Source organism: Methanosarcina subterranea (assembly GCF_055385895.1).
Genome location: NZ_AP042426.1, coordinates 2,588,246 through 2,609,953 on the forward strand (window position 1 = coordinate 2,588,246; position 21,708 = coordinate 2,609,953).

At 37.2% G+C, this 21,708-nt stretch carries 23 protein-coding genes and 1 pseudogene; 12 read left to right on the top strand and 12 right to left on the bottom strand.

Annotated features, from left to right (window positions below):
- Positions 1-6 precede the first annotated feature (6 nt).
- Both ACZ5A8_RS11410 and ACZ5A8_RS11415 read right to left on the bottom strand, forming a co-directional pair.
- A complete protein-coding gene (locus tag ACZ5A8_RS11410; RefSeq protein ID WP_464529108.1) occupies positions 7-306 on the bottom strand; it encodes a hypothetical protein in 300 nt (99 codons plus the stop codon).
- 119 nt (positions 307-425) lie between these two features.
- Positions 426-776: an ArsR/SmtB family transcription factor gene (locus ACZ5A8_RS11415; RefSeq protein WP_464529110.1), complete on the bottom strand. Its 351-nt coding sequence runs from the start codon at positions 774-776 to the stop codon at positions 426-428.
- Positions 777-1,242: 466 nt separating this feature from the next.
- Between ACZ5A8_RS11415 and ACZ5A8_RS11420 the strand changes: the two genes are divergently transcribed.
- The 3 genes from ACZ5A8_RS11420 (at position 1,243) to ACZ5A8_RS11430 (ending at position 2,043) form a co-directional block, all read left to right on the top strand.
- Positions 1,243-1,485, top strand: coding sequence for an oxidoreductase (locus tag ACZ5A8_RS11420; protein ID WP_464529111.1), 243 nt, complete (start codon positions 1,243-1,245; stop codon positions 1,483-1,485).
- Positions 1,486-1,550: 65 nt separating this feature from the next.
- The gene (locus ACZ5A8_RS11425) at positions 1,551-1,697 is read left to right on the top strand and encodes a hypothetical protein (protein ID WP_464534266.1); all 147 of its coding nucleotides are present in this window, start codon (positions 1,551-1,553) and stop codon (positions 1,695-1,697) included.
- A complete protein-coding gene (locus ACZ5A8_RS11430) occupies positions 1,648-2,043 on the top strand; it encodes an oxidoreductase (RefSeq protein ID WP_464534110.1) in 396 nt (131 codons plus the stop codon). The genes ACZ5A8_RS11425 and ACZ5A8_RS11430 overlap by 50 nt, the downstream gene beginning before the upstream one ends.
- Before the next feature lie 472 nt (positions 2,044-2,515).
- On the opposite strand, the gene ACZ5A8_RS11435 is transcribed toward ACZ5A8_RS11430, so the two are convergent.
- Positions 2,516-3,634, bottom strand: coding sequence for an RNA-guided endonuclease InsQ/TnpB family protein (locus tag ACZ5A8_RS11435; RefSeq protein ID WP_464529112.1), 1,119 nt, complete (start codon positions 3,632-3,634; stop codon positions 2,516-2,518).
- Between the two features lie 208 nt (positions 3,635-3,842).
- Positions 3,843-4,799, bottom strand: a complete 957-nt coding sequence (locus ACZ5A8_RS11440; protein WP_464529114.1) for a glycosyltransferase family 2 protein — start codon at positions 4,797-4,799, stop codon at positions 3,843-3,845.
- 475 nt (positions 4,800-5,274) lie between these two features.
- Here ACZ5A8_RS11440 and ACZ5A8_RS11445 point away from each other — a divergent pair, with 475 nt between their 5' ends.
- A complete protein-coding gene (locus ACZ5A8_RS11445; protein WP_464529115.1) occupies positions 5,275-5,529 on the top strand; it encodes a hypothetical protein in 255 nt (84 codons plus the stop codon).
- A complete protein-coding gene (locus tag ACZ5A8_RS11450; protein WP_322225740.1) occupies positions 5,504-5,788 on the top strand; it encodes a hypothetical protein in 285 nt (94 codons plus the stop codon). The genes ACZ5A8_RS11445 and ACZ5A8_RS11450 overlap by 26 nt, the downstream gene beginning before the upstream one ends.
- 79 nt (positions 5,789-5,867) lie before the next feature.
- Here the strand turns inward: ACZ5A8_RS11450 and ACZ5A8_RS11455 are convergent, their stop codons facing one another.
- The 3 genes and pseudogenes from ACZ5A8_RS11455 to ACZ5A8_RS11465 all read right to left on the bottom strand — a co-directional run bounded on the left by ACZ5A8_RS11455 (position 5,868) and on the right by ACZ5A8_RS11465 (position 9,072).
- Complete coding sequence (locus tag ACZ5A8_RS11455; protein WP_464529117.1) at positions 5,868-7,241, bottom strand: radical SAM protein; 1,374 nt, start codon at positions 7,239-7,241, stop codon at positions 5,868-5,870.
- A 4-nt stretch (positions 7,242-7,245) separates the two neighbouring features.
- Positions 7,246-7,572: an NHLP leader peptide family RiPP precursor gene (locus tag ACZ5A8_RS11460; RefSeq protein ID WP_464529119.1), complete on the bottom strand. Its 327-nt coding sequence runs from the start codon at positions 7,570-7,572 to the stop codon at positions 7,246-7,248.
- A gap of 769 nt (positions 7,573-8,341) precedes the next feature.
- Positions 8,342-9,072: pseudogene (locus ACZ5A8_RS11465) on the bottom strand (HepT-like ribonuclease domain-containing protein).
- A 62-nt stretch (positions 9,073-9,134) separates the two neighbouring features.
- Here ACZ5A8_RS11465 and ACZ5A8_RS11470 point away from each other — a divergent pair.
- Entirely contained in the window at positions 9,135-9,599 is a 465-nt protein-coding gene (locus ACZ5A8_RS11470) for a hypothetical protein (protein ID WP_464529121.1), read from the top strand.
- 249 nt (positions 9,600-9,848) lie between these two features.
- On the opposite strand, the gene ACZ5A8_RS11475 is transcribed toward ACZ5A8_RS11470, so the two are convergent.
- The 3 genes from ACZ5A8_RS11475 to ACZ5A8_RS11485 all read right to left on the bottom strand — a co-directional run bounded on the left by ACZ5A8_RS11475 (position 9,849) and on the right by ACZ5A8_RS11485 (position 11,669).
- Positions 9,849-10,127: a nucleotidyltransferase family protein gene (locus ACZ5A8_RS11475; protein WP_464529122.1), complete on the bottom strand. Its 279-nt coding sequence runs from the start codon at positions 10,125-10,127 to the stop codon at positions 9,849-9,851.
- Between the two features lie 333 nt (positions 10,128-10,460).
- Complete coding sequence (locus ACZ5A8_RS11480) at positions 10,461-11,273, bottom strand: class I SAM-dependent methyltransferase (protein WP_464529124.1); 813 nt, start codon at positions 11,271-11,273, stop codon at positions 10,461-10,463.
- Positions 11,274-11,393: 120 nt separating this feature from the next.
- Positions 11,394-11,669 carry a DUF3795 domain-containing protein gene (locus ACZ5A8_RS11485; protein ID WP_464529126.1) on the bottom strand — a complete coding sequence of 92 codons (276 nt, stop codon included), beginning with the start codon at positions 11,667-11,669 and terminating at the stop codon, positions 11,394-11,396.
- A 736-nt stretch (positions 11,670-12,405) separates the two neighbouring features.
- On the opposite strand from ACZ5A8_RS11485, the gene ACZ5A8_RS11490 reads away from it, so the two are divergent.
- Entirely contained in the window at positions 12,406-14,601 is a 2,196-nt protein-coding gene (locus ACZ5A8_RS11490; RefSeq protein WP_464529128.1) for a PGF-pre-PGF domain-containing protein, read from the top strand.
- 170 nt (positions 14,602-14,771) lie between these two features.
- Here the strand turns inward: ACZ5A8_RS11490 and splB are convergent, their stop codons facing one another.
- Positions 14,772-15,794, bottom strand: coding sequence for a spore photoproduct lyase (splB, locus tag ACZ5A8_RS11495; protein ID WP_464529130.1), 1,023 nt, complete (start codon positions 15,792-15,794; stop codon positions 14,772-14,774).
- A gap of 272 nt (positions 15,795-16,066) precedes the next feature.
- Here splB and ACZ5A8_RS11500 point away from each other — a divergent pair, with 272 nt between their 5' ends.
- The 4 genes from ACZ5A8_RS11500 (at position 16,067) to ACZ5A8_RS11515 (ending at position 20,236) form a co-directional block, all read left to right on the top strand.
- A complete protein-coding gene (locus tag ACZ5A8_RS11500) occupies positions 16,067-16,294 on the top strand; it encodes a type II toxin-antitoxin system HicB family antitoxin (RefSeq protein WP_464529132.1) in 228 nt (75 codons plus the stop codon).
- Complete coding sequence (locus tag ACZ5A8_RS11505) at positions 16,287-16,514, top strand: type II toxin-antitoxin system HicA family toxin (RefSeq protein WP_464529134.1); 228 nt, start codon at positions 16,287-16,289, stop codon at positions 16,512-16,514. The genes ACZ5A8_RS11500 and ACZ5A8_RS11505 overlap by 8 nt, the downstream gene beginning before the upstream one ends.
- Before the next feature lie 441 nt (positions 16,515-16,955).
- On the top strand, positions 16,956-18,179 hold the full coding sequence (locus ACZ5A8_RS11510; RefSeq protein ID WP_464529136.1) for a hypothetical protein: 1,224 nt from the start codon (positions 16,956-16,958) through the stop codon (positions 18,177-18,179).
- 848 nt (positions 18,180-19,027) lie between these two features.
- The gene (locus tag ACZ5A8_RS11515; RefSeq protein ID WP_464529138.1) at positions 19,028-20,236 is read left to right on the top strand and encodes a PKD domain-containing protein; all 1,209 of its coding nucleotides are present in this window, start codon (positions 19,028-19,030) and stop codon (positions 20,234-20,236) included.
- A gap of 179 nt (positions 20,237-20,415) precedes the next feature.
- On the opposite strand, the gene ACZ5A8_RS11520 is transcribed toward ACZ5A8_RS11515, so the two are convergent.
- Positions 20,416-20,676 (bottom strand): hypothetical protein, encoded by a 261-nt coding sequence (locus ACZ5A8_RS11520; protein WP_464529140.1) that lies wholly within the window; start codon positions 20,674-20,676, stop codon positions 20,416-20,418.
- Between ACZ5A8_RS11520 and ACZ5A8_RS11525 the strand changes: the two genes are divergently transcribed.
- A complete protein-coding gene (locus ACZ5A8_RS11525) occupies positions 20,675-21,568 on the top strand; it encodes a nucleotide-binding protein (protein ID WP_464529142.1) in 894 nt (297 codons plus the stop codon). The genes ACZ5A8_RS11520 and ACZ5A8_RS11525 overlap by 2 nt on opposite strands.
- Positions 21,569-21,708: the final 140 nt, after the last annotated feature.

Consider the following 21,708-nt stretch of genomic DNA (forward strand, 5'->3'; position numbering starts at 1 on the left):
AGTTCCTTATTTATTTCCGCATTTAGCCTGGATCATTGCTGAAAAACCGTGCTCTGCTACAATTGGTGAAAAACCATCATCTGCTATAAGTGGGCGATTAGAACTTGAATTAAACCTGTGTACAATTTCATTACCTGTCATAAATACATCGACTGTATTGTCCATGATTATTGTTATTTTTACTTCATCAACTTCTAATAACGAATCTTTTATCAAAGTATGTTCACCTCTCCTTGGTTTTTGTAAATAGTCACAAAGCGGTATCCTTTCAAATATTGCCCTTGATGATAGTATGAATAGTAGCAATTGTGAATTAGTTCATGCAAGTACACCTCCATTTTCTATAAGAATATAAGCAAAAACTTATAATAGACGCTATATCCGCTTACCGATACTTGAACACTTATAATAGACGCTATATCCGCTTACTGATACTTGTTATTATAAGGACATTTGTCACAAGAGAAATTATATTGGCATCTCTCAAAGGCTTTTTTAAACAATTCATCTATGTCTTTTTTATACTCAGCCAACACATCAGAATTAATTGTGTAGAAAACTCTAAAACCTCTCCGATTTTCTTCAAGAATCCCAACATTTTTTAATACTTTTATATGTTGAGATGTGGCAGGTTGAGAGATGCCAAGTTGTTGAGCTATATCAGAAACGCAAAAAGCTTCATCAATATTCGAAGCAAGTATTTTTATTATTTTCAGTCTTTTCTCATCACCAAGGGATTTGAGAACTTCAGCCATGTTTTTTATATGATCTTTCATTAACCTGCCTCATGTTATAAGTGTATAAGTATTATCTTATACAGATTTGTCAAGTATTATTAATAACTTTCTCTTTTTTCCTATTTTGTCAAATACTAGAATTATACCCCAGCAAAACACAGAGCCAATCCTTGTTTACCAGAGCTGTCCATGCTTAATCTTTACCATATGGCCTGTAGAATATGGCTGAAACAATGCGATTTTTTCCCTATGATCATTTCTTTTATTAGTCCCATTTTGTTATTTTATCTATCTCTTGCCAATAAAAAGTCATTGAAAAATCGTAACTATTCAGGTATTTATTGAACACTGCAATTTTCTCTCGCTCCGAGAAAAAATTGGATCCAATATGAGTTATTTCTATCTTTGATGAAAGGTGAAGAGATTCATGCATTTTATGCCTCAAACCTGAAGCTGTTGTATCTTTCATTGAGAATCTAGAATCTCAAATTAGCGAGGAAATAAAATGGCTAAGATAACAGATGAATTAGTAATTCGTGGGAATCATATTAAAAATCGAATTGTAATGGGTCCTATGGTTACCTTTTCCTTTCATAGAGATCATGGACCTTATTATAGTAAGCAGCACATTGAACATTATACGAAGCGTGCAAAAGGTGGCGCCGGTCTTATTATTGTGCAGGCCACCAGCGTATTTGGTGCTGTAGATTCCACAGCATGTGGTCGCCAGATGATATTACAGCTTTAAAGCAAATTGCAAGCAGCAGCCATGAATATAATGCGATGATAATGCTGCAGCTTCATTGCGGCAATATGAATATTAACGAGTTGTCAGCTGCAGAAATTTGTTCGATGCAGATGAACATGAAGCAGGCAGTCCTCCATGCCGGTGAAATAGGTTTTGACGGCGTTGAATATCATTTCGCCCGCCCATGGGTTCACCTTATGCAAGTTTCTTGATACTTCTTACAATCGTCGAACAGACCAATACGGTGGCGATGCTATAAACAGGACAGGAATTCTAATAGAAATTCTACCAGAGGTTCGGAACAGTACTCATAAAAATTTTATTGTCAGCGTGCGCATGGGTGAATATCTACCGGAAAGCAAGGATGGCATTGAAGTAGCTAAAACCTTTGAAAAAGCCGGTATTGATTTATTGCACATTTCATCTGGCATGCAAGCTCCAGTACACCCGGTTCCGGAAGGTTTCATATGCAGCCCTATTACCTATAGCGGATGTAAGATTAAAAAAGAAGTAAACATTCCCTTTATTGCGGTCAATGAAATCCGCACGGAAGAATAGGTTCGATTTTTAATTGAAAACGATTATGCGGATTTTGTTGCCATTGGCAGGGGCATGTTAGCTGACCCTGAGTTTGCTAATCATGTGATAAACGACAAACCTGTGAATACTTGCTCCGAGTGTGAGAGGTGTTTCTGGTTACTGATGATACATTATGCACTGCAAGGAATAAGAAGTAAATTAAGGTTTTCAGGGTTGACTCCCATGAAGTAAGGCGAAAGATTCTGAATATTTCTTATTCTGATTGGAAAAAGTAAGGGTTTTCTAAGTGGACTCTGCGTTACATGAAGCAAAACGCCAAAAGTGATAAGCTGTTCATCCCTAACAGCCATATTTTGGAAAGAGTTAAAGAATGAGAAAACTTGATTTCAGGGGGTTTAAGATAACATCTAAAGAAGTTTATATTTATAAGCATTTTATGAATAGGTGCCTGGAAGAGATAAGCAGATAAGCCAGGTGACTGCTCCCCTCATTAAAATGAGGGGCATCTATCGGTTTTACGAACAGACTGCAATCCCAGTCTGAGAATGTTAATAGAAGCATTAAGATCACGGTTGATAGATAGACCGCAGAAAGGACAATTATGAGTTCTTTCTGACAGGTCTTTTTCTACCAGCATACCACAACTTGAACACATCTTAGAGGTATTCTTAGGATTTACAAGAACTATTTCTCTACCAGCGTTTTCAGCTTTGTAGGAAGTATAAGTTACAAGTTTACTCCAGGCAGCATCAAGAATGTGTTTAGCCAGATTGTTATTTTTTGACATATTCTTAATGTTAAGATCTTCAAAACAGATTACACCATAATTATCAACAAGACTTTTACTGAGTTTTTGAGTAAAGTCTTCTCTTTTGTTAGAAATTCGTTCGTAGACTCTACATAATGTTTTAAGGCATTTCTTTCTTTCAGGAGTTCCTTTTTCCGCTTTAGATAACTTCCTGTTAGCTCTTGCCAGTGCCTTTTCTTCTTGTATGTAAAATCTAGGATTGGGAACATACGCTCCATTTGATAATGTAGCAAAGGAAAGAATTCCAACATCAATACCTACTGACTTATCAGATTTTTTAAGTGGTTGATAAGTTTCAACATCAGTAAGTATTGATACAAACCATTTTCCGGTTGAAGTTCTCCGTATAATTAAGCGTTTAATGTTTCCTTCAAATGGTCTATGCAGTTTGATTTTTATATCTCCGATTTTTGAGAGGCTTAATGTATTTCCATTTAAGGAAAAACCTGATTGCAGGTAAGTAATGCTGTCGTACCAACCTTTTCCTTTGAATCTGGGATATCCCGACTTCTCTCCTGCTTTAACTCTACGGAAAAAAGCCTGAAAGGCTAGATCAACACGCATAGTTACATCTTGAAGGGTATGAGAATGAACATTTTTGAGTTCTGGTTTATCTTTCTTCCAGATAGGAATCATTTTCTTAGAATCATAATAACTGATTCGCTTTTGCTCTGATTCCCAGGCGTTTTTTCTTAATGCCAGAGTTTCATTATAAACCCATCTACAAAGTTCCAGAGTAGAATTAAGTTCTGTAATCTGTGATTTTGTTGGATAGATTCTATAACGATTAACTTTAGGCATATTACAGTATAATGTAATTTTACTTAAATAAAAGTTGTTATATAGAAGTTGACGGCTGTATCCCGCCATTAAAATGACGGCGATTAGCCTTAGATGCTCCTAAACGGGTAACACAAAAGCAAGCTGTACATATAGAGTTTAATTCAGGAAAACAGCAAATTGAATAGAAAGATATTACCAAAAATCACTGAGAGTAAAAATAAATTGTTTAATTATGTTTTTTAGGTTGTGTTTTTAATATATTTCCCGCAAAAACATTATTTTTAAATACAAATTTAGAAAATGTTGGGAAATTGTTTTCGATGGTTGTTAAGATAATTACGCTAAGCAATATTTTTTTGTAGGCTAGTTTGAAATCATTTCTGGTTAGAAGGTTGAAAGCTAGATTTTTATCACCAGCTTGTATGTTATGTTTTGCTGTGTACATTTCAATATGTTGTATATATTCCTCTAAATCTATTATAACTCCATCTGGCACTGAACCAAGCTTTAGAGCCTCTCTTCCAGTTTTTACAAAAGGATGAATCTTCACAGGCCTTCTTCTTTTTGAAGAACTATTGACAACGTTTTGATAATAAATAGCACATACCTGGTTATTATACGCAATCGGATATTCTAGGGCAATTCTACCCCACATATCAACATCTTCGCCCCACCAGAAGCTAGATTGAAATCCTCCAATTTCTGAAAATATCTTTTTAGGAATTGTTGCTGAACATGTATTAAATAAAGCACGTTTTATTACATCTTTGGTCATGCATACTTTAAAGTAATTTAATATTAATCCGTCATTTGGAACAGGCTCTCCTGATTCTTCATCTAATTCAGTTTTCATTGAAGTTGCATACAGGCCTGCATATGGATATTTTACCCTTAACTTCAGGATTGTTTCAAGATAATTTGGCATCCATGTGTCATCCGCGTCTAAAAAAGCTATAAGATCTGCTTTAGCTTCATTGATACCTCTATTACGTGCTACTGAGACACCTGCATTTTTTTGGTTGATCAATCGAATTCTAGCATCATTGAAACTCTTTACTATATCTGCACTTTTATCTGTTGACCCGTCATTTACTACAATTATTTCAAAATCCTGAATTGTCTGGCTTATAACAGAATCTAATGCTCTCTTAATATGTGGCTCTTTATTGTAAAGAGGGATCACAACTGAAAATATAACCAGAACATCGCCTCCTTATAATGTCCAATTATACTATAACCTCTTAAGAAAATTGCATTTATTTCATTTTTCAATTAAAGCAGCCGAAAAATCGATTGTTTCTGGAAAGTAAAGGATATGCGCAGGCTTTTAATTATTATATTCCCCTTATATTACCCCTAAGGATAAATTTATATTTTTACTAGAAAAGCTTTATGCAATTCTCAGGCTTATTGTTAGTATTTCTAATGTTTTGAACAGGCTCAAGAAACTGAATCAGGGGAAAAAAATGGAAAGAACAGATTGAACCTTTTAACTTCTTCCTTGTAGGATTCCAGACAATTAAAGAAAATGATAAGGCTGTTAAGATTCTGGTTCCATTTACAAAAGATTATCAGAAGATGGTTTATGAGATATTTATTGATTAGACTGGAGAAATCAAAAAAAATCTCAATATTTCAAACCTTTGAGCAGGACCATCTTGCAGTATGTCGAATATCTTGAAAACAAGTTTGATGGAAATACAGGAGTTTTAGAAAGAAAACATATTAAGGCTGATGGATTGGTTTACATAGGGAAAGAAGCCAACAATATCGAAGATCAACCTTTAGACATTACTAGGATTCAAGTTTTTGGTCGTGGGGGTGAATCATTGAAAATAGCAATCATAAGACTCTCCCCACGTTTTTACCCACATATAGGTAGTGTGCTTGGTTTTTTCAGATTTTATCAATAACTCACGAACAATCCAAGTTTTTATTGATGAGGAAAAGACTAAACAGAAAATTTTAAACTTAAGCCCAAAAGAAGCTAGAGAATTAGGAATAAAATACAGGAGCACTTTAAAGAAGATAAGGGACAGGATCATAAAAGAGGAAAAAATCAATATAAATTACCACCATAGCACTGCAAGAGGTACTGAAAAGAAGTGGATGGAGCGGCGCGCATCAGGCAGGATATGTCAGAAGAGAGGATCTGCAAAAAAGCCAATCTGAAAAAGGTACGATAAATCAGATAAAATAAACACTTTGTATTAAAAATGAGGTTCTGAGCTACAGTCGTTTTTCGGTCATATCAGCAAGAGTTATTGGTGGTTGCTCTCAGAAGCTTCAAATAGGAAAACCTGGACCGGACATAATGTTCTAGACCATATTTCCATTCCTTGCATTCGGGTCGACCCTTATTAATAAACATGGCCTGATGGGCGCAACCTCCCATACAGATGGGTAGCATCTTGCATTCTATGCAGTCTGAATACTCGAAAGGTTCCCAGGTCAGCCATTGAATCTCGTGATTTCCCTTCTCCTTATTTTGTTGTGTCAGGTCACCGATTTTACCAATGCTTGCAGTCTTATTACCTATTTCAGTCCAGCACTTGTACATATCTCCATCAGGATCAAGCACAAAAGCATTGGTCCGATTGGCATCGCAAGCCCGGGCAAATCTTGGATAAAAGGATGTTATACCTGTCTCGAATCCCATTAGACTTAAATTATTCTTGAAAGCCTGGTTTACTGTAGAGAATTCTTCTGTCAATATACAGGAACTCTCATACGACTTACATCCGGCTGTATAAGGTATAACATGGCCCAGGTAAATGAATATGTCACTCAGATTGTTATCTTTTAACACGTTCAGGAGTCTGTTTATATTGTCAATATTGGATCGGTCAATGTTTACGCGAACATATACTTCAATGTCGTTTGCTTTCAGAAGTTTAATCCCTTCAAGAATCTGGTCAAATGTTGGGCCGTTGTTCCCTTTAAGCATTCTGCGACTGTCATGCACTTCGCGGGGTCCGTCTAAGGTAATATGGACAAACTGAATTCTGCTCTTATTAAAATTCTCTGCGATGCCAGAATCTTTCGAAATTAGGTATCCGTTCGTGATCATGCCAGCAGAGTATCCAACTTTATTCTTTTCTGTAATGGCAACTATTTTCTGAGATAAATCAAAAATAATTTCTTTTGCCAGGAGTGGCTCTCCGCCATACCAGGTTACGAATATATCTTTTCCAGTCTTAACTACTTTTTCAATATATTTCAATAAGTCGTCCTTTACCTCGTCTGACATGAAAACATTTTGGCTATCCTTGCTATTTTGACTTTTATCTATTTGTTCAAAACAATAGCTACAGGCAAAATTACAAGTTAAAGTTGGAGCAATAACCAATCTGACCAGCGCGCTGTCATACTTATCACTGCTGTAGGCAAATTTGACCATTCTCAGCTCATCAGCAGTGTCGTCAACGATAAATCCTCCCTTTCGCAGCTCATCAACAAACTGCTTTTTGTTTTCTGGCAAGAGAGCATAATCAAACTGAGGAACATTCAATAAATCTATGCGGCTCTTTCTAACTTCAGCTAGTGCTGTAGTAAGACTGTTAAAAATCATTGCCTTTTCTGGATCATCGGTTGACCAGACGAAATTATAGATGGATGGTTTCATAGTTCTAACGTATGTCTAATTTATTACCTATACTGCTTTTACACTCACAGAATCCGCAGCCTCCTACACCATCGCATCCGATACACCCACCATTCATTCCAGTCAGTTTTTGGGGCAATACCAGGTAGATAACATCAGCAGATTCCTCAACGACTTTAAGATTCACACCTGCATTAATTTTCAGGCCCAGTTGTTCGACTGCTTGATTCGGATTATCTATTAATGCTTGCTTGAACTCAGGGCTTGACCCTGCTTTAGAGATAACATGTTGCTGGAACTCCTCACGTGAGAGGGTGTCTGCCATTTTGATTCCTTTTTTAACTGTTCTCATTTTGTATCTCCCGTCAATTATTTACTAGATTATTTTATTTTTCCAATTAATTCTTAATAAGCTTAGGAATGGCTAAAGAAATAACTTCAAGTTTTCACTCTGAGAACGGATCTATTATTCAATTTTTAAATAATTACCAAGAGCAATATCAGTGACTGTATACTTGAAATTATATTTTTTAATATTCCTAAGTAAAAATTCTAAGTTTTACTAATAATTAATACGGTTTCGTACTATAAACATTTAACGACGTATATAAATATTAATTATAGTTGATTGAATATAATAAGCCGATATTGATATTTATATACTATTAATGATATAAATAAATAAGTTAGATAATAATTACTAATACTGCTTTTTTAAAATCAAATATTAAAAATCAACAAAAGAAAGTTGAAAATATTATAGCCTACTGCAACTATATATTAGATAATAACTAAGAATACTGAAAGAAAAGTTCGACTAGATGTTGAGACCTTCCCACTCAAGAAAATGAAATGATACTTTTATCCATACAAAATAAGGTAGTACATCCCTCTAAAATTGGATATAACTTTTTTAGCCATGAATTACTTCCGAGCTGATCCCAAAACTCAGGATTAAGTCCCTAAATCTTAAATCTTGAATAATCAATCGATCTTCTGATTAGGAAAATGATCCTGAAATTCTTGTTGATATGAAAATAAAATCGGTTTTGGGATGAGCTCTCCAACAACCTCCTCTTAAAAGTCCCCATGTATACCCCATCTCCCCTTTTTTGAAAGTATTATGTGAAATATTCAATCTTTGCATCCGGAAATTTCTCCTCGATCAGGGAGATAAGATACACTTTGATTTCTGCCGCATCCTCCTTTGGGTAGACATACTTGTACCTGCCGAATTTTCCCCATTTCAGGATGCGTTTGCTCTCGTCCATGTCTAGGCTGGTGTTGGGTAAACACTCCAGTATGAACTCTTTTGCGACGGGGGTAAAACTGTGCTGGATGAGCTCGAAGGTGACGGGTTCAGCCGATTTGCCCATATTAATCCTTTTCCGGAGCTTTCCAAGCAGTTCAAGATATTCCTCTTCCAGCGGTCATAAATCATGATCTGAGCCACTATAAAACCAATAGTGTACCCTGCTGCAGCGAGCTTTGAAGCCGCTTCGATACTTTCGTCGAAGCCGGCGGGACTCTGTTCAAAATTTTGTATAACCTGCATGAAGCTAATGCTTACGTGGAAGCGTGTCCGACCGTTATGCTTCAAATTTACACCAAAATAAGCGTGGATTATAACTTCCCTGATCACTATCATTTTTCTCCAGAGAACAAATGGATGTTCCTTTCTTACCGCTTCAGGAATATGTTTTGTTGCTTCCCCGATAATTTCAAGCATGCGGCTTACGGCAAAAATTTTTTTGATCAGGACATTACTCGAAGAAACCTGAGTCGAGGTTTTTGCCCTCTTTTTTATTTTGTTCTGATATCCGGTGCAATTAATTAAGGTCCGAAGATTTATTTCCTTCTATACTAATATAATTGTAAGATAAGTATAAACAATAATGACCAAGGGGGCAGAATATGACAGTGAGGATGACAATTACAATGCCGGATGATTTGAAAAGCTTAATAAATGACTATAATACCAGGAATACATTCAATAAATTAGTCGTAAGTCAAATTGCGCGGAGAGCGATCATTGAATTCATCAGAACGAATGATCCGGATTTAATTAGCGAGGAAGCCCAGGTTAACCAGTGCAAGCAGGAAAAGCAGGAGATACCGCAAGTAACAGAAGATCAGGATTCTGGAGAATCTTTGGATACCTCTGCAGGAGATCAAGAATATAAAGAATCTCCAGATACTTCTGTAGATGCTTCAGAATTTATACAGGAAGTAGTGCGGGATTTTCAGGACACGGAGGTGCTATTAACGGAAGGAAAAGAATTCACCTGCGAAAGATGCGGTGCTCTTTTTGTATCGAAAAGCCCAAATGCACGTTTTTGCTCTCCTGAGTGCATGCAGGCTAATCAAGGAGAAAAATAATGGTAACTGATAGTGTTGAAGCCTTTACGAATGTATAAAGTACTGAAAAATAAGTCCACTTATTGGTGTTCCTGTCTGTAACTAAGAACCTCCAACATTTAGCGGTTTTTATAAATCGAAGTAAATTTAAGTAAATTTAAGTAAAAATCTTAAACCAAGAAATAATTCCCTTATTTCATCCATGTTTAGGACGACCTCAATTGTATAATAAACCTCAACTGTATAATAATATACATATACACTGAACAGTTAGAAAGTAAAAATTAAATTATCTACACCGAGTATTTCTGAAAGCTCCTGCTTGAGCCCAATGAATTCCAGGAGGTCAGGTTTTTTAGAGAATTCTACAAGAATATCGAGGTCGTTATCCTCTTTTTGTTTCCCGCGAATGTAAGAACCAAAAATCTCCAGATAATTGATATTATACTCCTGTGTAAGTTTTGGAAGATGCTGATTAATAATTTTTGAGAAATACACTGCATCCTTTACTTTTTGGTCGCTTGATTTAATGGCAGTATTGACTGTCATGCGTCCTCGAGCCTTGAGTTTAAGTTATTACTCGCGAAATTAGTCCTATAATATATTTTTTGCGTTCAGTATTTAAAATTAAGTTTTGATTAACCTCTGAACTTCAGATATATAACTTACTAAATTTGTGAGAGTCCCATGTCTGTCTGACTTTTCGGATAAGCTCTTATCCGTATCCCTTATGAATAGATTTTCTAGTAAAACCTATGAATATTCTAACCTCATGGAGAATAATTTTTACATTTAAATTAAAACAGGCTTGAGAGGTCACATCATAACAACAACGTACTCTATAACTAACTACCATAGATAATTCTTTAAGTGTAGAGTTTTCTAATCAATTACTTCATGAAATTTGTGACTATGTAGACAAATTAGATACACTGACTTTTCTCCATATATTAAATGGGATCGAGGATTGAAGACTATTCTTTTTCGGAAAGACATTGTTTTCATCTGAATTTTGGTGATTTCTTTTAGGTCCAGATCCTTAATATTTTTAAACCCTGCCTTCCTGAAGTATTCAAATGTTTTTTCCGGTGGAACTCCATTGGGGTTTGGAAGTTCATTTTTTATTTCATTGGAGTAATATCTTCTTCTAGGATACCTTCTCTCAAAAAGCAAAGTTAAGAAATCACCTATAAATTGCCTTGTCTTTCTCTCGATCAAACCATCATTCCAGAGCCCATCTATGACGATAAGCACTCCTCCGTCCTTGAGCACTTTCTTCCAGTTCTTGACTGCAATATCAGGGTGTGGAAGGGTCCACAGTAAGTGACGGTTGACAACAACATCAAAAGTTCCTGCTTCAAAAGGCGGATCTTCAGCATCTCCTTTTTTGAAAGCACTGTCAAACATTTTCTGGGATTTTTTTTCTCTTGCTTTTGCAAGCATTTTCTCCGATAGGTCAAGCCCAGTAACATGATGACCCAGTTCTGCAAATAAAAGCCCGATTTCACCTGTCCCGCAGCCTACATCGAGCACTTCCAGCCTACCTAAGGGAAGCAGACTTTTAAACAGGGTTTTCCATGCTTCCCTTTCAATTTCACTATGGATTCCATGCCCTTCCTTGTCGTCGTAGGTCTCGGATGAGATATCCCAGACATGGGCAATATTCAGTTTCATCTGGTCATCCTTAATAGCCATATCCTAATTCCTCTGTTAGTGTTTTTAATTGATGTAATAGTCATTTTTGCCCTTTACCCGTACATGCATAAAACAATATCTGCTGAAACTTTAGTATTAATTTACCGCATGTTTACGTTTTCATGATTTCAGGATTGAAAGTCTGTCTTGAATTGATTTTTGATGTTCCTCTTCACTCCAGGAAGGGTCCTTTAAAGAAATCCAGAGTTCGCAGGGGATTTGTGAACAATCGCCGCAATTTCGATAACCTTTTTCCTTAACGCATTTGTAAACAGGGCAAATATCAGCGCCAATATACTGGGCCCAATAAACCTTGCCTTCAATTGCATTACAACCGGCACATTCGTCATTCAAATGAATACATCCATCACAATTTGCTCCACATACACAAATCATCTTATACCTTCCGTAAACAATTTCAGTAATTATAAGTAAATTTTGATATTTAAGGTGGGTAACTGTTTAAGTTATTCAAAGTATTGAGCACATTTAATAAGCCCTTTGAATCTCATCACTGTTATATTCACCTTTGTTTCTAAAAGCGATCTCAAATTCATTATTCTTTGCCAAGTAAGTTGAAAGTATTCCTTTATTTCAAGAATTGCTTTTTTCAGGTTAATATCTTTAAAATATTATCAAAAAAGGCAGCGAATCAAATTTTCTGTACTAAATTTGCTCTATATTTTATTCAGAAGTTTTAACAGTAAATTTATGCATTTATCGGTGTTTTAACAGTAGATCTTTACGTTTTTCGTTTTTGCTTTAAATGACTGTGTTGAGAAACAAAAAACACTGAAAAGTACTAACTCGTTTTGTAAATAATATCAACCGAATATTAGGGAACAGCCGACTTTTCCAACATGCAGCTGTTAACTTTTCGGATAGTCTCCACGTCACCGAAAATTACGCTGAGCACACCGTAAAGTAACTGTAATAATTACAGCAAAAAATCAATTTGTAATATTAATATGGCTATTTGAATAAATATATTCTGAATATGATTATATATTGACAAATTATTGGTTAATCTAACAATTATGAATATATTTTTATAACAATTAAATAACGCGTACTGCAAAGCTAAATCAAAAATATACTTAGACCCTTTCAATGGCACATTTGAGGGCTGAATATGAAAAATAAAGCTCGAACAATGCTTCTAACATTTATAATTTTTATTGCATCAGCAACAGTTGCATCGGCTGGGACAGAAACTCAGATCACGCAGAATGAGCGGTTAACATCGGGAACATCATTTTATGGCGACTACGTTTATTGGACAGAGAGTACTGGAAATGACATACATGCTTATGATCTAATTACTGGAAAACGAACAGATATTTCTGGTCATTTTGCATACAACCAGATTGCTTCATATGGAAATAAGGTCGTATGGGCTGGTGACGGTGGTGAAGCTGTTTATGTGTACGACATTTCTACAGGTAATGAAACTAAGATAACACCGTCTGGGAACTTCCCTGATATTTACGGAAACTACATAGTATATACTAACTATTACGATCAAGATCACAAAAATGATAGTATTTATCTGTACGATATCAATACTGGCAATGAAACTAAGATCGTCACTGTTTACGGTTATCCTGCCATATATGATGAAACAGTTGTATGGTCTCAAGCTAACAGTAGCGATGGTTATGATGTCTGCAAATATGATATATCTACTAACCAAACAAGCATAATAACAACTACAGATAGTCCAATAACCGAGTCCGAACTCGATATCTACGGAGATACCGTAGTATGGACAGAATCGCACAACCTATATATGTATGATACGGCTTCCAACAAAAAAACTCAGATCACTAATAGCGGAAATGCATATGAACCTGCAATCTACGGTAACTGGATAGCATGTGAATGTGGTTCAGGGGATAATAGAGGCATCTACATTTATGAGATCTCTACTGCCAGGACAACCCGCATAGCTACCAGTAGTGCACATGGTCCGTCTATTTATGGCGATAATATCATATACATAGATTCTCGCAATCCGGAAACAGATCCGGATGTAAGAGATATTTATCTGTATAATCTCTCAGATACATCAACATCAGATAACATCGTTGCAAATTTTACCAGCAATGTTACCTCAGGAATTGCACCTTTAACCGTCTCCTTCACTGACGTCAGTACAGGAGCACCGAATTCATGGCAGTGGAACTTTGGAGACGGAGCTACTTCAAACGAACAGGATCCAGTTCACACTTATTTATCACCAGGAAACTATACAGCTCGTCTGACAGTAAGCAACTCAAACGGTTCGGATTCGAAGTCAGCTACAATAACTGTTTCTGAAGAAGCTGGATCAGCACTTCCTGTAGTGAACTGTAGCAATGTAACCAGTGGGAATGCTCCCTTGACTGTCCAGTTTACTGATCCATTACAAAATTCAACCGAATGTAACTGGGACTTTGGAGACGGAGCTACTTCAACCCTTCAAAATCCGATACACACTTATGAATTACCAGGAAACTATGTTGTTAACCTGACTTCAAGCAATAAAAATGTGACTGCGTCTAAAACTGCTACAATAACTGTGCTGGAAAGCAGTTCCAGCGATGATAGCGAATCAAGTGAAGGAAGCAGCCACAGTAGTAGTGGCGGAAGTGAGGGCGCAGGCGGTTCTCCTGAACCTGCAAAAAACGTTGAGGTCAAGGAACTTTCCCAGATCTTCATCACAAACGGAAAAACTGTGAAGTTTAATTTTACAAAGAATGCCACTGCTGTTGTTTATATAAGCTTTGACTCAAAAAAGACCGCTGGCAAGACAACAACTATTGTTGAGATGCTGAAAAATCAATCCACTCTTACCCCTGATGCACCCCAGGGAGAGGTCTACAGTTACCTGAATATCTGGGCTGGAAACGGCGGGTACGGAAGTGATGAAAATAATCTTGAAAACGCGGTTATTTACTTCAAGGTTGAAAAATCCTGGGCACAAGACAAAAATATCGACCAGTCTTCAATAACCCTAAACAGGTACAGCAACAAAACATGGGAACAACTGCCAGTCAGTCTGTTAAAAGAAGACGACAAATATCTGTATTTCACAGCAAGAACCCCTGGATTCTCTCCATTTGCAATAACAGGTAAGACAAAAATAACTGAGAATGAAATACAGTTAGCTGTGGATGATACGCAAAATGAATCTACCAGTGAAAATACGGCAATAAATGTTGAACAAATATCTGAGCAAAATCAAAACCTAAATGCTTCTGGAAAAGAAAGCACAAAAATGCCAGGTTTTGAAATAGCTTCTGGTATTGTCTGCCTGATTAGCGTATTCTTGTTCAAAAGAAAATAAAACCATATATTATTGATGGTCCAGAGGTTTAGTCTTATAATAAATCACTATCACGGCACTGCACTGCATGAGGTGTTGAAAAGAAAGATACAGGATAACGCGCATTAGGTAGAGATATGTCAGAGGAACCGTTCTCTTGACATACCCCCGTCCCCTCTTTTTTAAAAGTATCATGTGAAATATACTATTCTGGCATACGGAAATCTCTCCTCGATCAGGGAAGTGAGATACTCCTTGATTTCTGCCGCGTCCTCCCTGGGGTAGACATACTTGTACCTGCCGAATTTTCCCAATTTCAGGGTGCGTTTGCTCTCGTCCATGTCCAGGCTGGTATTGGGGAAATGCTCCAGTATGAACTTCTTCGCGACGGGAGTGAACCTGTGCTGGATGAGTTCGAAGGTGACGGGTTCGGCGGATTTGCCCGTATCAATCCTGCTCCTGAGCTTTTCAAGCAGTTCAAGATATTCCTCCTTCCAGCGGTCATATATCATGATGGGAGCCACTATAAAACCGATAGGATACCCTGCTTCAGCGAGCTTTGAAGCCGCTTCGATCCTTTCATCAAAGCTGGCGGTATTGTGTTCAAAATTCTTTATAACATACCTGGAGTTGATGCTTACGCGGAAGCGTGTCCGACCGTTATGCTTCAAACCGAGTAGAGGCTCCACATTGTTGAATTTTGTTACTACACGCAACCTGGCGTTGTCCAGTGTTCCAAAAAACTCTATCGTCCTTGCAAGGCTTCCGGTGATGTGCTCGATGGCGAGGGGATCTCCCGCACTTGCCACCTCAAAGGTAGTCAGCCGGTTGCCGTTTCGGACGATATGCTTCTTGATGGAATCGAATATTTCCTCCAGGTTTACATAGGTTCTGAGATAAGGCTTGCTGCTCTGCGTGGTATACAGGTAGCAGTATTCGCAGCTTGCCGGGCAGCCGGTAACCAGAGAAAATTCAAAGTCGGCTGACGGCTTGCATACATCAAATTTCAGGCTTTTCTTAACTGTGACAACAAGGGTTTTCTTGCCACTTGCATACCTCTGTCCTTCAGTAGTTCCCGGAATAATAGAGGATATCTTTTGAATGGGTGCCTTTATGATTTCAGTTGAGGTGCCCTCAAAATAGTCGTATATTTTCCGTCCAAGGGGATAGTCCAGGGATCTGGGCTCAAAAATCACCCTGTCGGGTGAAAACAATTTTATCGTTAATACCTCCCTCCTTATCATATCCTGTACAGCATCTCTTGAAAATCTGTTCTTATGTGCCGCATTGTTTCCGCAGTACGAATTTTACAGATGCAGCAAAAAAACGCCATTACAAAGTAGAATTTTATCACCATTATAATATAATTATCGATATTACGGTACAATATACCCGTTTATATATTCTGCAATTTTTACATAGTTTATACATTAAAATAAAATAGAATTGCGACAAATACTTAATGAAACACAGATGAAAACTAGGCTTGGAACCAACCATGAGACAATTTCTCGTAGCTATAACAAAAGAAGATGACTTCTTTATTGCAAGATGTCCTGAACTCAACGTAACTTCTCAAGGCGAAACCCTTGAAGAAGCAGAAAAAAATATTAAAGAATCTATAGAACTGTATATTGAGAGCTTCGGAACTGAAGACCTTCCTCAAAAAGTTTCCAAACCTTACCTGACTTTTGTGGAAGTTGCCCATGTCTAAATTACCAGTAATATCTGGAAAAGAACTTGTAAATGTATTAGAGAGGGCTGGATTTGTCATTGTAAGGCAAAAAGGAAGTCATGTATCACTGCAAAAAATTACTATTGATGGGACTTACAGAACAGTTGTTCCTTTACATAAAAGACTTGCCAGGGGGACACTTATCGATATTCTTCATCAAACTGGTTTAAGCAAAGAAGAATTAATAGATTTACTTTAAATTTGGTTTTCTCAAATTTTGGATGTTACTCTCAAACTTCCCTTTAAATCAAGCTCTCTCATCTTTATTATACAGAAATAAAAACTATCTTAAAATTATATATTACTGTTTACTGTTAATATCATTCTCTCTATTAACTACAAGATTATTTTTCTTACAATCTTCTTTAAATCTAATGACTTAAAAATAATGTACAATTCTTAAAAAATCATATAAAAAGTGCTCTTTTTCCCATAATTATCAGAGATCTCATATTTGTGTCTGATTTTTCGTTTTGTCATTACTATATATCACCTTGCATCGCAATTATTCCACTTTTCAGATAAGCTCTTAATCGATGTAGCATGCGCCTGTAATTATAAATAATATCTAATTTTATAATAATCACTGAATAACTCACATACACGACCAAATAGAAGATAGAATGGGGGATGGAAATAAATGAGAAATAAGGATAATTTACACTTAATATTTTTGACTTCAGCAGTCCTGATTTGTTTTTTACTTATCAGCTCATCTGCTGCACAGACATATGGAGAGCAAAATGCTTCGGATAATGACTCATCTACCAATAATGAGTCTCCGTATCCGCGTGGTACAGCCCCGGCATATGGAATGATGGGGTGGGAGACCGGTACCCAATTTTTAACAGATAACGCTACGCTTGTTCACCTTGGATGGAGCACTTCTATAACTCCACAACAGTTTGTTGATAACGTTAATAGAGGCAAAGAACTGGGAATTTCGAAATATTTGGTAGCTACTGGCGGCCCACAAATGGAGTCTGAAAGCTTCTGGGAAGAGGTCAGGGATATGGGTGTTACTGATGATGATTTCTATGGTGTGTATTTGCCTGACGAGGAAGGAAGTCCTTCAACGCTTATCAGCATGTATACAGGTATGAAGAAATACTTCCCCAATGCTGTTGCTGGCGATTATTTAGGTGATATGCAGACAGGACCTGATGATGAGGAATTTATTCCAGGACTGGATGTCTGTTACTTTACTACCTACACGAAATTTCATCCTGAACGCCCGCACGCCTGGGTATATGGTAATCTTATTGCCAATGCCCCAGATTGGAAAAATGCAGGAAAAACCGTATATGTAGCAACAGAAGCATTTGGTCAGGCTATAGAGGTGAATGATTTAGACCCGGACCTGAATACTACGCAAAAAGTGGCTGATCGTCACGAAAGTCAGATTGTGATGGGAATTTTAGGTGGAGCACAGGGTGTTTTCTCATATGCTTATAAATATGCAGAAGATACTCCAGGCTATACCGGATGGACAAGCTTTAAGCCTAAATATGAACAGGTCTGGCCCTGGATTATGAACGACAACCGGACACTTCTGACAACAAACGTAACCAGCGGCAGGACAAATATAATTTCGGATCCTGGTGGCACAATCGATGCGGTTACAGCCTACATATTTACTGATGCAGACGATAGAAAATTAGTTGTGTCGTCAAGTATGCTTGATTTTACTGAAGCAAATGGTAGGGCAAATAATGCAACAATTACAGGCGTGCCAGACGGAATGTACGATGTCTTATGGGAGAACAGAACGGTGAATGTTACTGATGGAACCATCAATGATACATGGCAACCATATGAGTACCATTTTTACCAATTAGAGACGAATGATACCGGTACTATGTAAGCTCTATAAGCTCTTACTGTCACCGACGATCGGGTTTTGTTTCTTTCATCGGGAGTTAGCAGGTTACTATTCCTGCTAACTCTTAACTCTCCTGCTTCTGCTGCCGATTCAACAGGTTGAGAGTTCATTCAACAGATTCAGAGTTCGTTATCGATCAAAAAATATTCAAAATAAGAACAAGCGATTTTCTTATATATTAACTGACAAAGTTTCTTTTTCCTTGTTTTGTTGATGCAAATGTTTAGTAAAACCTCCGTACTTTTCCAGTTTTAGTTTTTATTACCAATGCACCAGATGTTTGCTTTTTCATGCCTGAAGCAAATCTACTCCAGTGAACTTACAGAGTTGAGAAACGAAAAAGCTAAAAATTGAGCTCATCCCAAAACCAGCTTTACTCTAAAATCAATAATAATCTCAGAGCTGTTTTCCGTCGTCAAAAACTCTATTGATTATTCAAATTCGCAATTAAGAGAAGTAGTTATGAGTTTTGGGATCAACTCATTAATAAACTCATTTTGAAATGATTTCTCATTTTGAAATGATTTAACCGAATGTTAGGGAACAACCTACTTTTGCAACATGTCATTGTTAACTTTTCGGGCAGGTCCCAGTTACCGAAGATTACGCTGAGCTTACTGTACAATAATTAAAATAATTATACAAAAATCAATTAAAGTTATTACTAAAAGTCTTCGGAAAAATTTGTTCTCATCAGGCTTATAAATTAACAGATCACCTGATCATCACGAGTACAAATATATTTATAATTATTAAATAAAATAACATATACTACCAGGATAAGTCAAAAACATATTTAGACTCTTTTCAATGGTATATGGGGATGGAATATGGAAAATAAAGCTCGACAAATACTTGTAATTTTTTTAATTATTATCGCATCAGCGACAGTTGTCTCGGCTGGAACAGAAACTCAACTCACGCAGGATGAGCGATTAACACTGAGGACAGCAATCTCTGCTAACCATGTTTTCTGGACAGAAATTGCCGGGAATGATGTACATGCTTATGATCTGACTACAGGAAAACGAACAGATATTGTTGGTAATTCGGTAGTAGGCAAAATTAATGCATATGGGGATAAGGTCGTATGGACCGGGGATGATGGCGACTCTGTTTATATGTGCGACGTTTCTACAAATAATGAAACTATGATAGCATCTGAACGGCGTAGCCCTGATATTTACGGCAATTACATAGTTTATACTAATAACTATTACTATGGACAGGATCACGAAAATGATGGTATTTATCTTTACGATCTTAATACCCATAATGAAACTAAGATCGCTGCAGTTTACAGCTCTCCTGCCATCTACGGAGAAAAAGTGGTGTGGTCGCAGGAGAATGGCGACAATGGTTATGATATCTACTTACATGACATATCTACCCAACAAACAGACACAATAACAACTACAAATAGCTCAATACCCGAATCCGAGCTCGATATTTGCGGAAATGTCGTAGTATGGACGGAATCAGGCAACGTATATATTTATGATATTGCTTCCTACAAAACAACTCAGGTTACTAATAATGGAGACGCGTATCAGCCGGCAATCTATGGTGACTGGATAGTATATACAATCGGCGACCCTTATAGCGGCGGTAGTAAGGATATTTACATATATGAGATATCTGCTGCCAGGACAACTCGCATAACTACCAGTGACCTTGCTTTTGCTCCATCTGTCTATGGCGATAAAATCGTATATGCAGATTGTCGCAATGATCCGGATTTTGAAGAAGTAAGAGATATTTATCTCTATGATCTCTCAAATACATCAAATAATATTGTTGCAAATTTCACCAGCAATGTTACCTCAGGAACTGCACCTCTGAACGTCTCTTTTTCTGACACCAGTGAAGGAACACCGAATACATGGTACTGGGATTTTGGAGACGGAGCTATTTCAAACGAGCAATACCCGGTTCATACTTATTTATCAGCAGGAAACTATACAGCCTGTCTGACGGTAAGTAATGCAAATGGTACGGATTCAAAGTTAGCTACAATAAATGTACGCAACAAATGTTGAACAGATATCTGAGCAAAAGAAAAGTCTAAACATTTTCGGAAAAGAAAGCACAAAAATGCATGGTTTTGAAATAGGTTCCTGTATCGTTTGCCTACTTAGTGTGTTCCTGTTTAAAAGAAGATATAAAGTGAATTATGCAAATAGAGCAGAACTTGATCAGGTCTGGCAGATAGGCAGATTCACTCCATTAATTCATTTTTAAATTCATTTTTAATATCTGTCCTTTTATCTGTCCCTTTATCTATTCTTTTATCTATCTTTTTATATATATTTTTATCTATCCTTTTATCTGTCCTTCTGCCAGTATTTTGGAAAAATGAACAGAGGAATAGCAGAGATTTTTGCCGCAAAATTAAGAAAAACAGAATTTCCATGTCAATTATTGCTGAAGTGTAAGCATACAAATCGGATTTGTCTGTTTCTCCGTATGGTGATGACATGACAAAAGCACGAAACATCGCAATCTATGGAAAAGGCGGAATCGGAAAATCAACTACTTCCTCTAATCTTTCAGCGGCTCTTTCGGACCTGGGCCTTACAGTAATGCAGATTGGGTGTGACCCAAAGAGCGACTCCACAAATAACCTGAGGGGAGGAAAATCAATTCCTTCAGTTCTTGATGCTTTAAGAAAAGGAAACAGAATTGAAGTCAGTGATATCGTTTATGAAGGCTTCAATGGGATCCTCTGTGTGGAAGCAGGAGGTCCGGAGCCCGGGATCGGATGTGCCGGCAGAGGCATTATTACTGCAATTGAGCTCTTAAGGCAGAAAAATGTCTTTGAGGAATTCAAACCTGATGTTGTAATCTACGACGTGCTTGGAGACGTTGTCTGTGGAGGATTTTCAATTCCTATCCGTGAGGGTGTTGCAGAGCAGGTCTACACAGTCGCATCCTCGGATTTCATGGCGATATATGCAGCCAATAATCTCTTCAAAGGAATAAGGAAATATGCAAATAATGGTGGTGCACTGTTTAGCGGCATAATTGCAAATTCAATGAACCAGCAGATTCAAAGAGACATAATAGATGACTTTGCAGTTCAGACAAAGACGACAATAGCAGGGTACGTACCTCGTTCGCTTGATGTTACAAGAAGCGAACTCAGAGGACAGACTGTAGTCGAGCATGCACCGGAATCGGAACAAACTGAGCTGTACAGAGAACTTGCAAGAGGCATTTTAAATAACGATAATAAATATGTGCCTGCACCCCTCGAATCTGATGAACTCAAAATATGGGCTGAAAGCTGGTCAGACATACTCCTCAGGGAGCGTGAAGAAGAGATAAAAAGCAGCATTGGAGGAATAACACCAGTAAGCTCGGAAGCATGAAACATATTTACAGCTCACCTGTCAAACTTCTGTTGTAGCTTCCCATACTCTCTATACAGCAGGGGTTTCGAGCTTCTTAACTTTTCTCAAAACACCTTGCTTCTGAAATTATTTTTTAGTAGCGGCAGGTTATTTCAGCC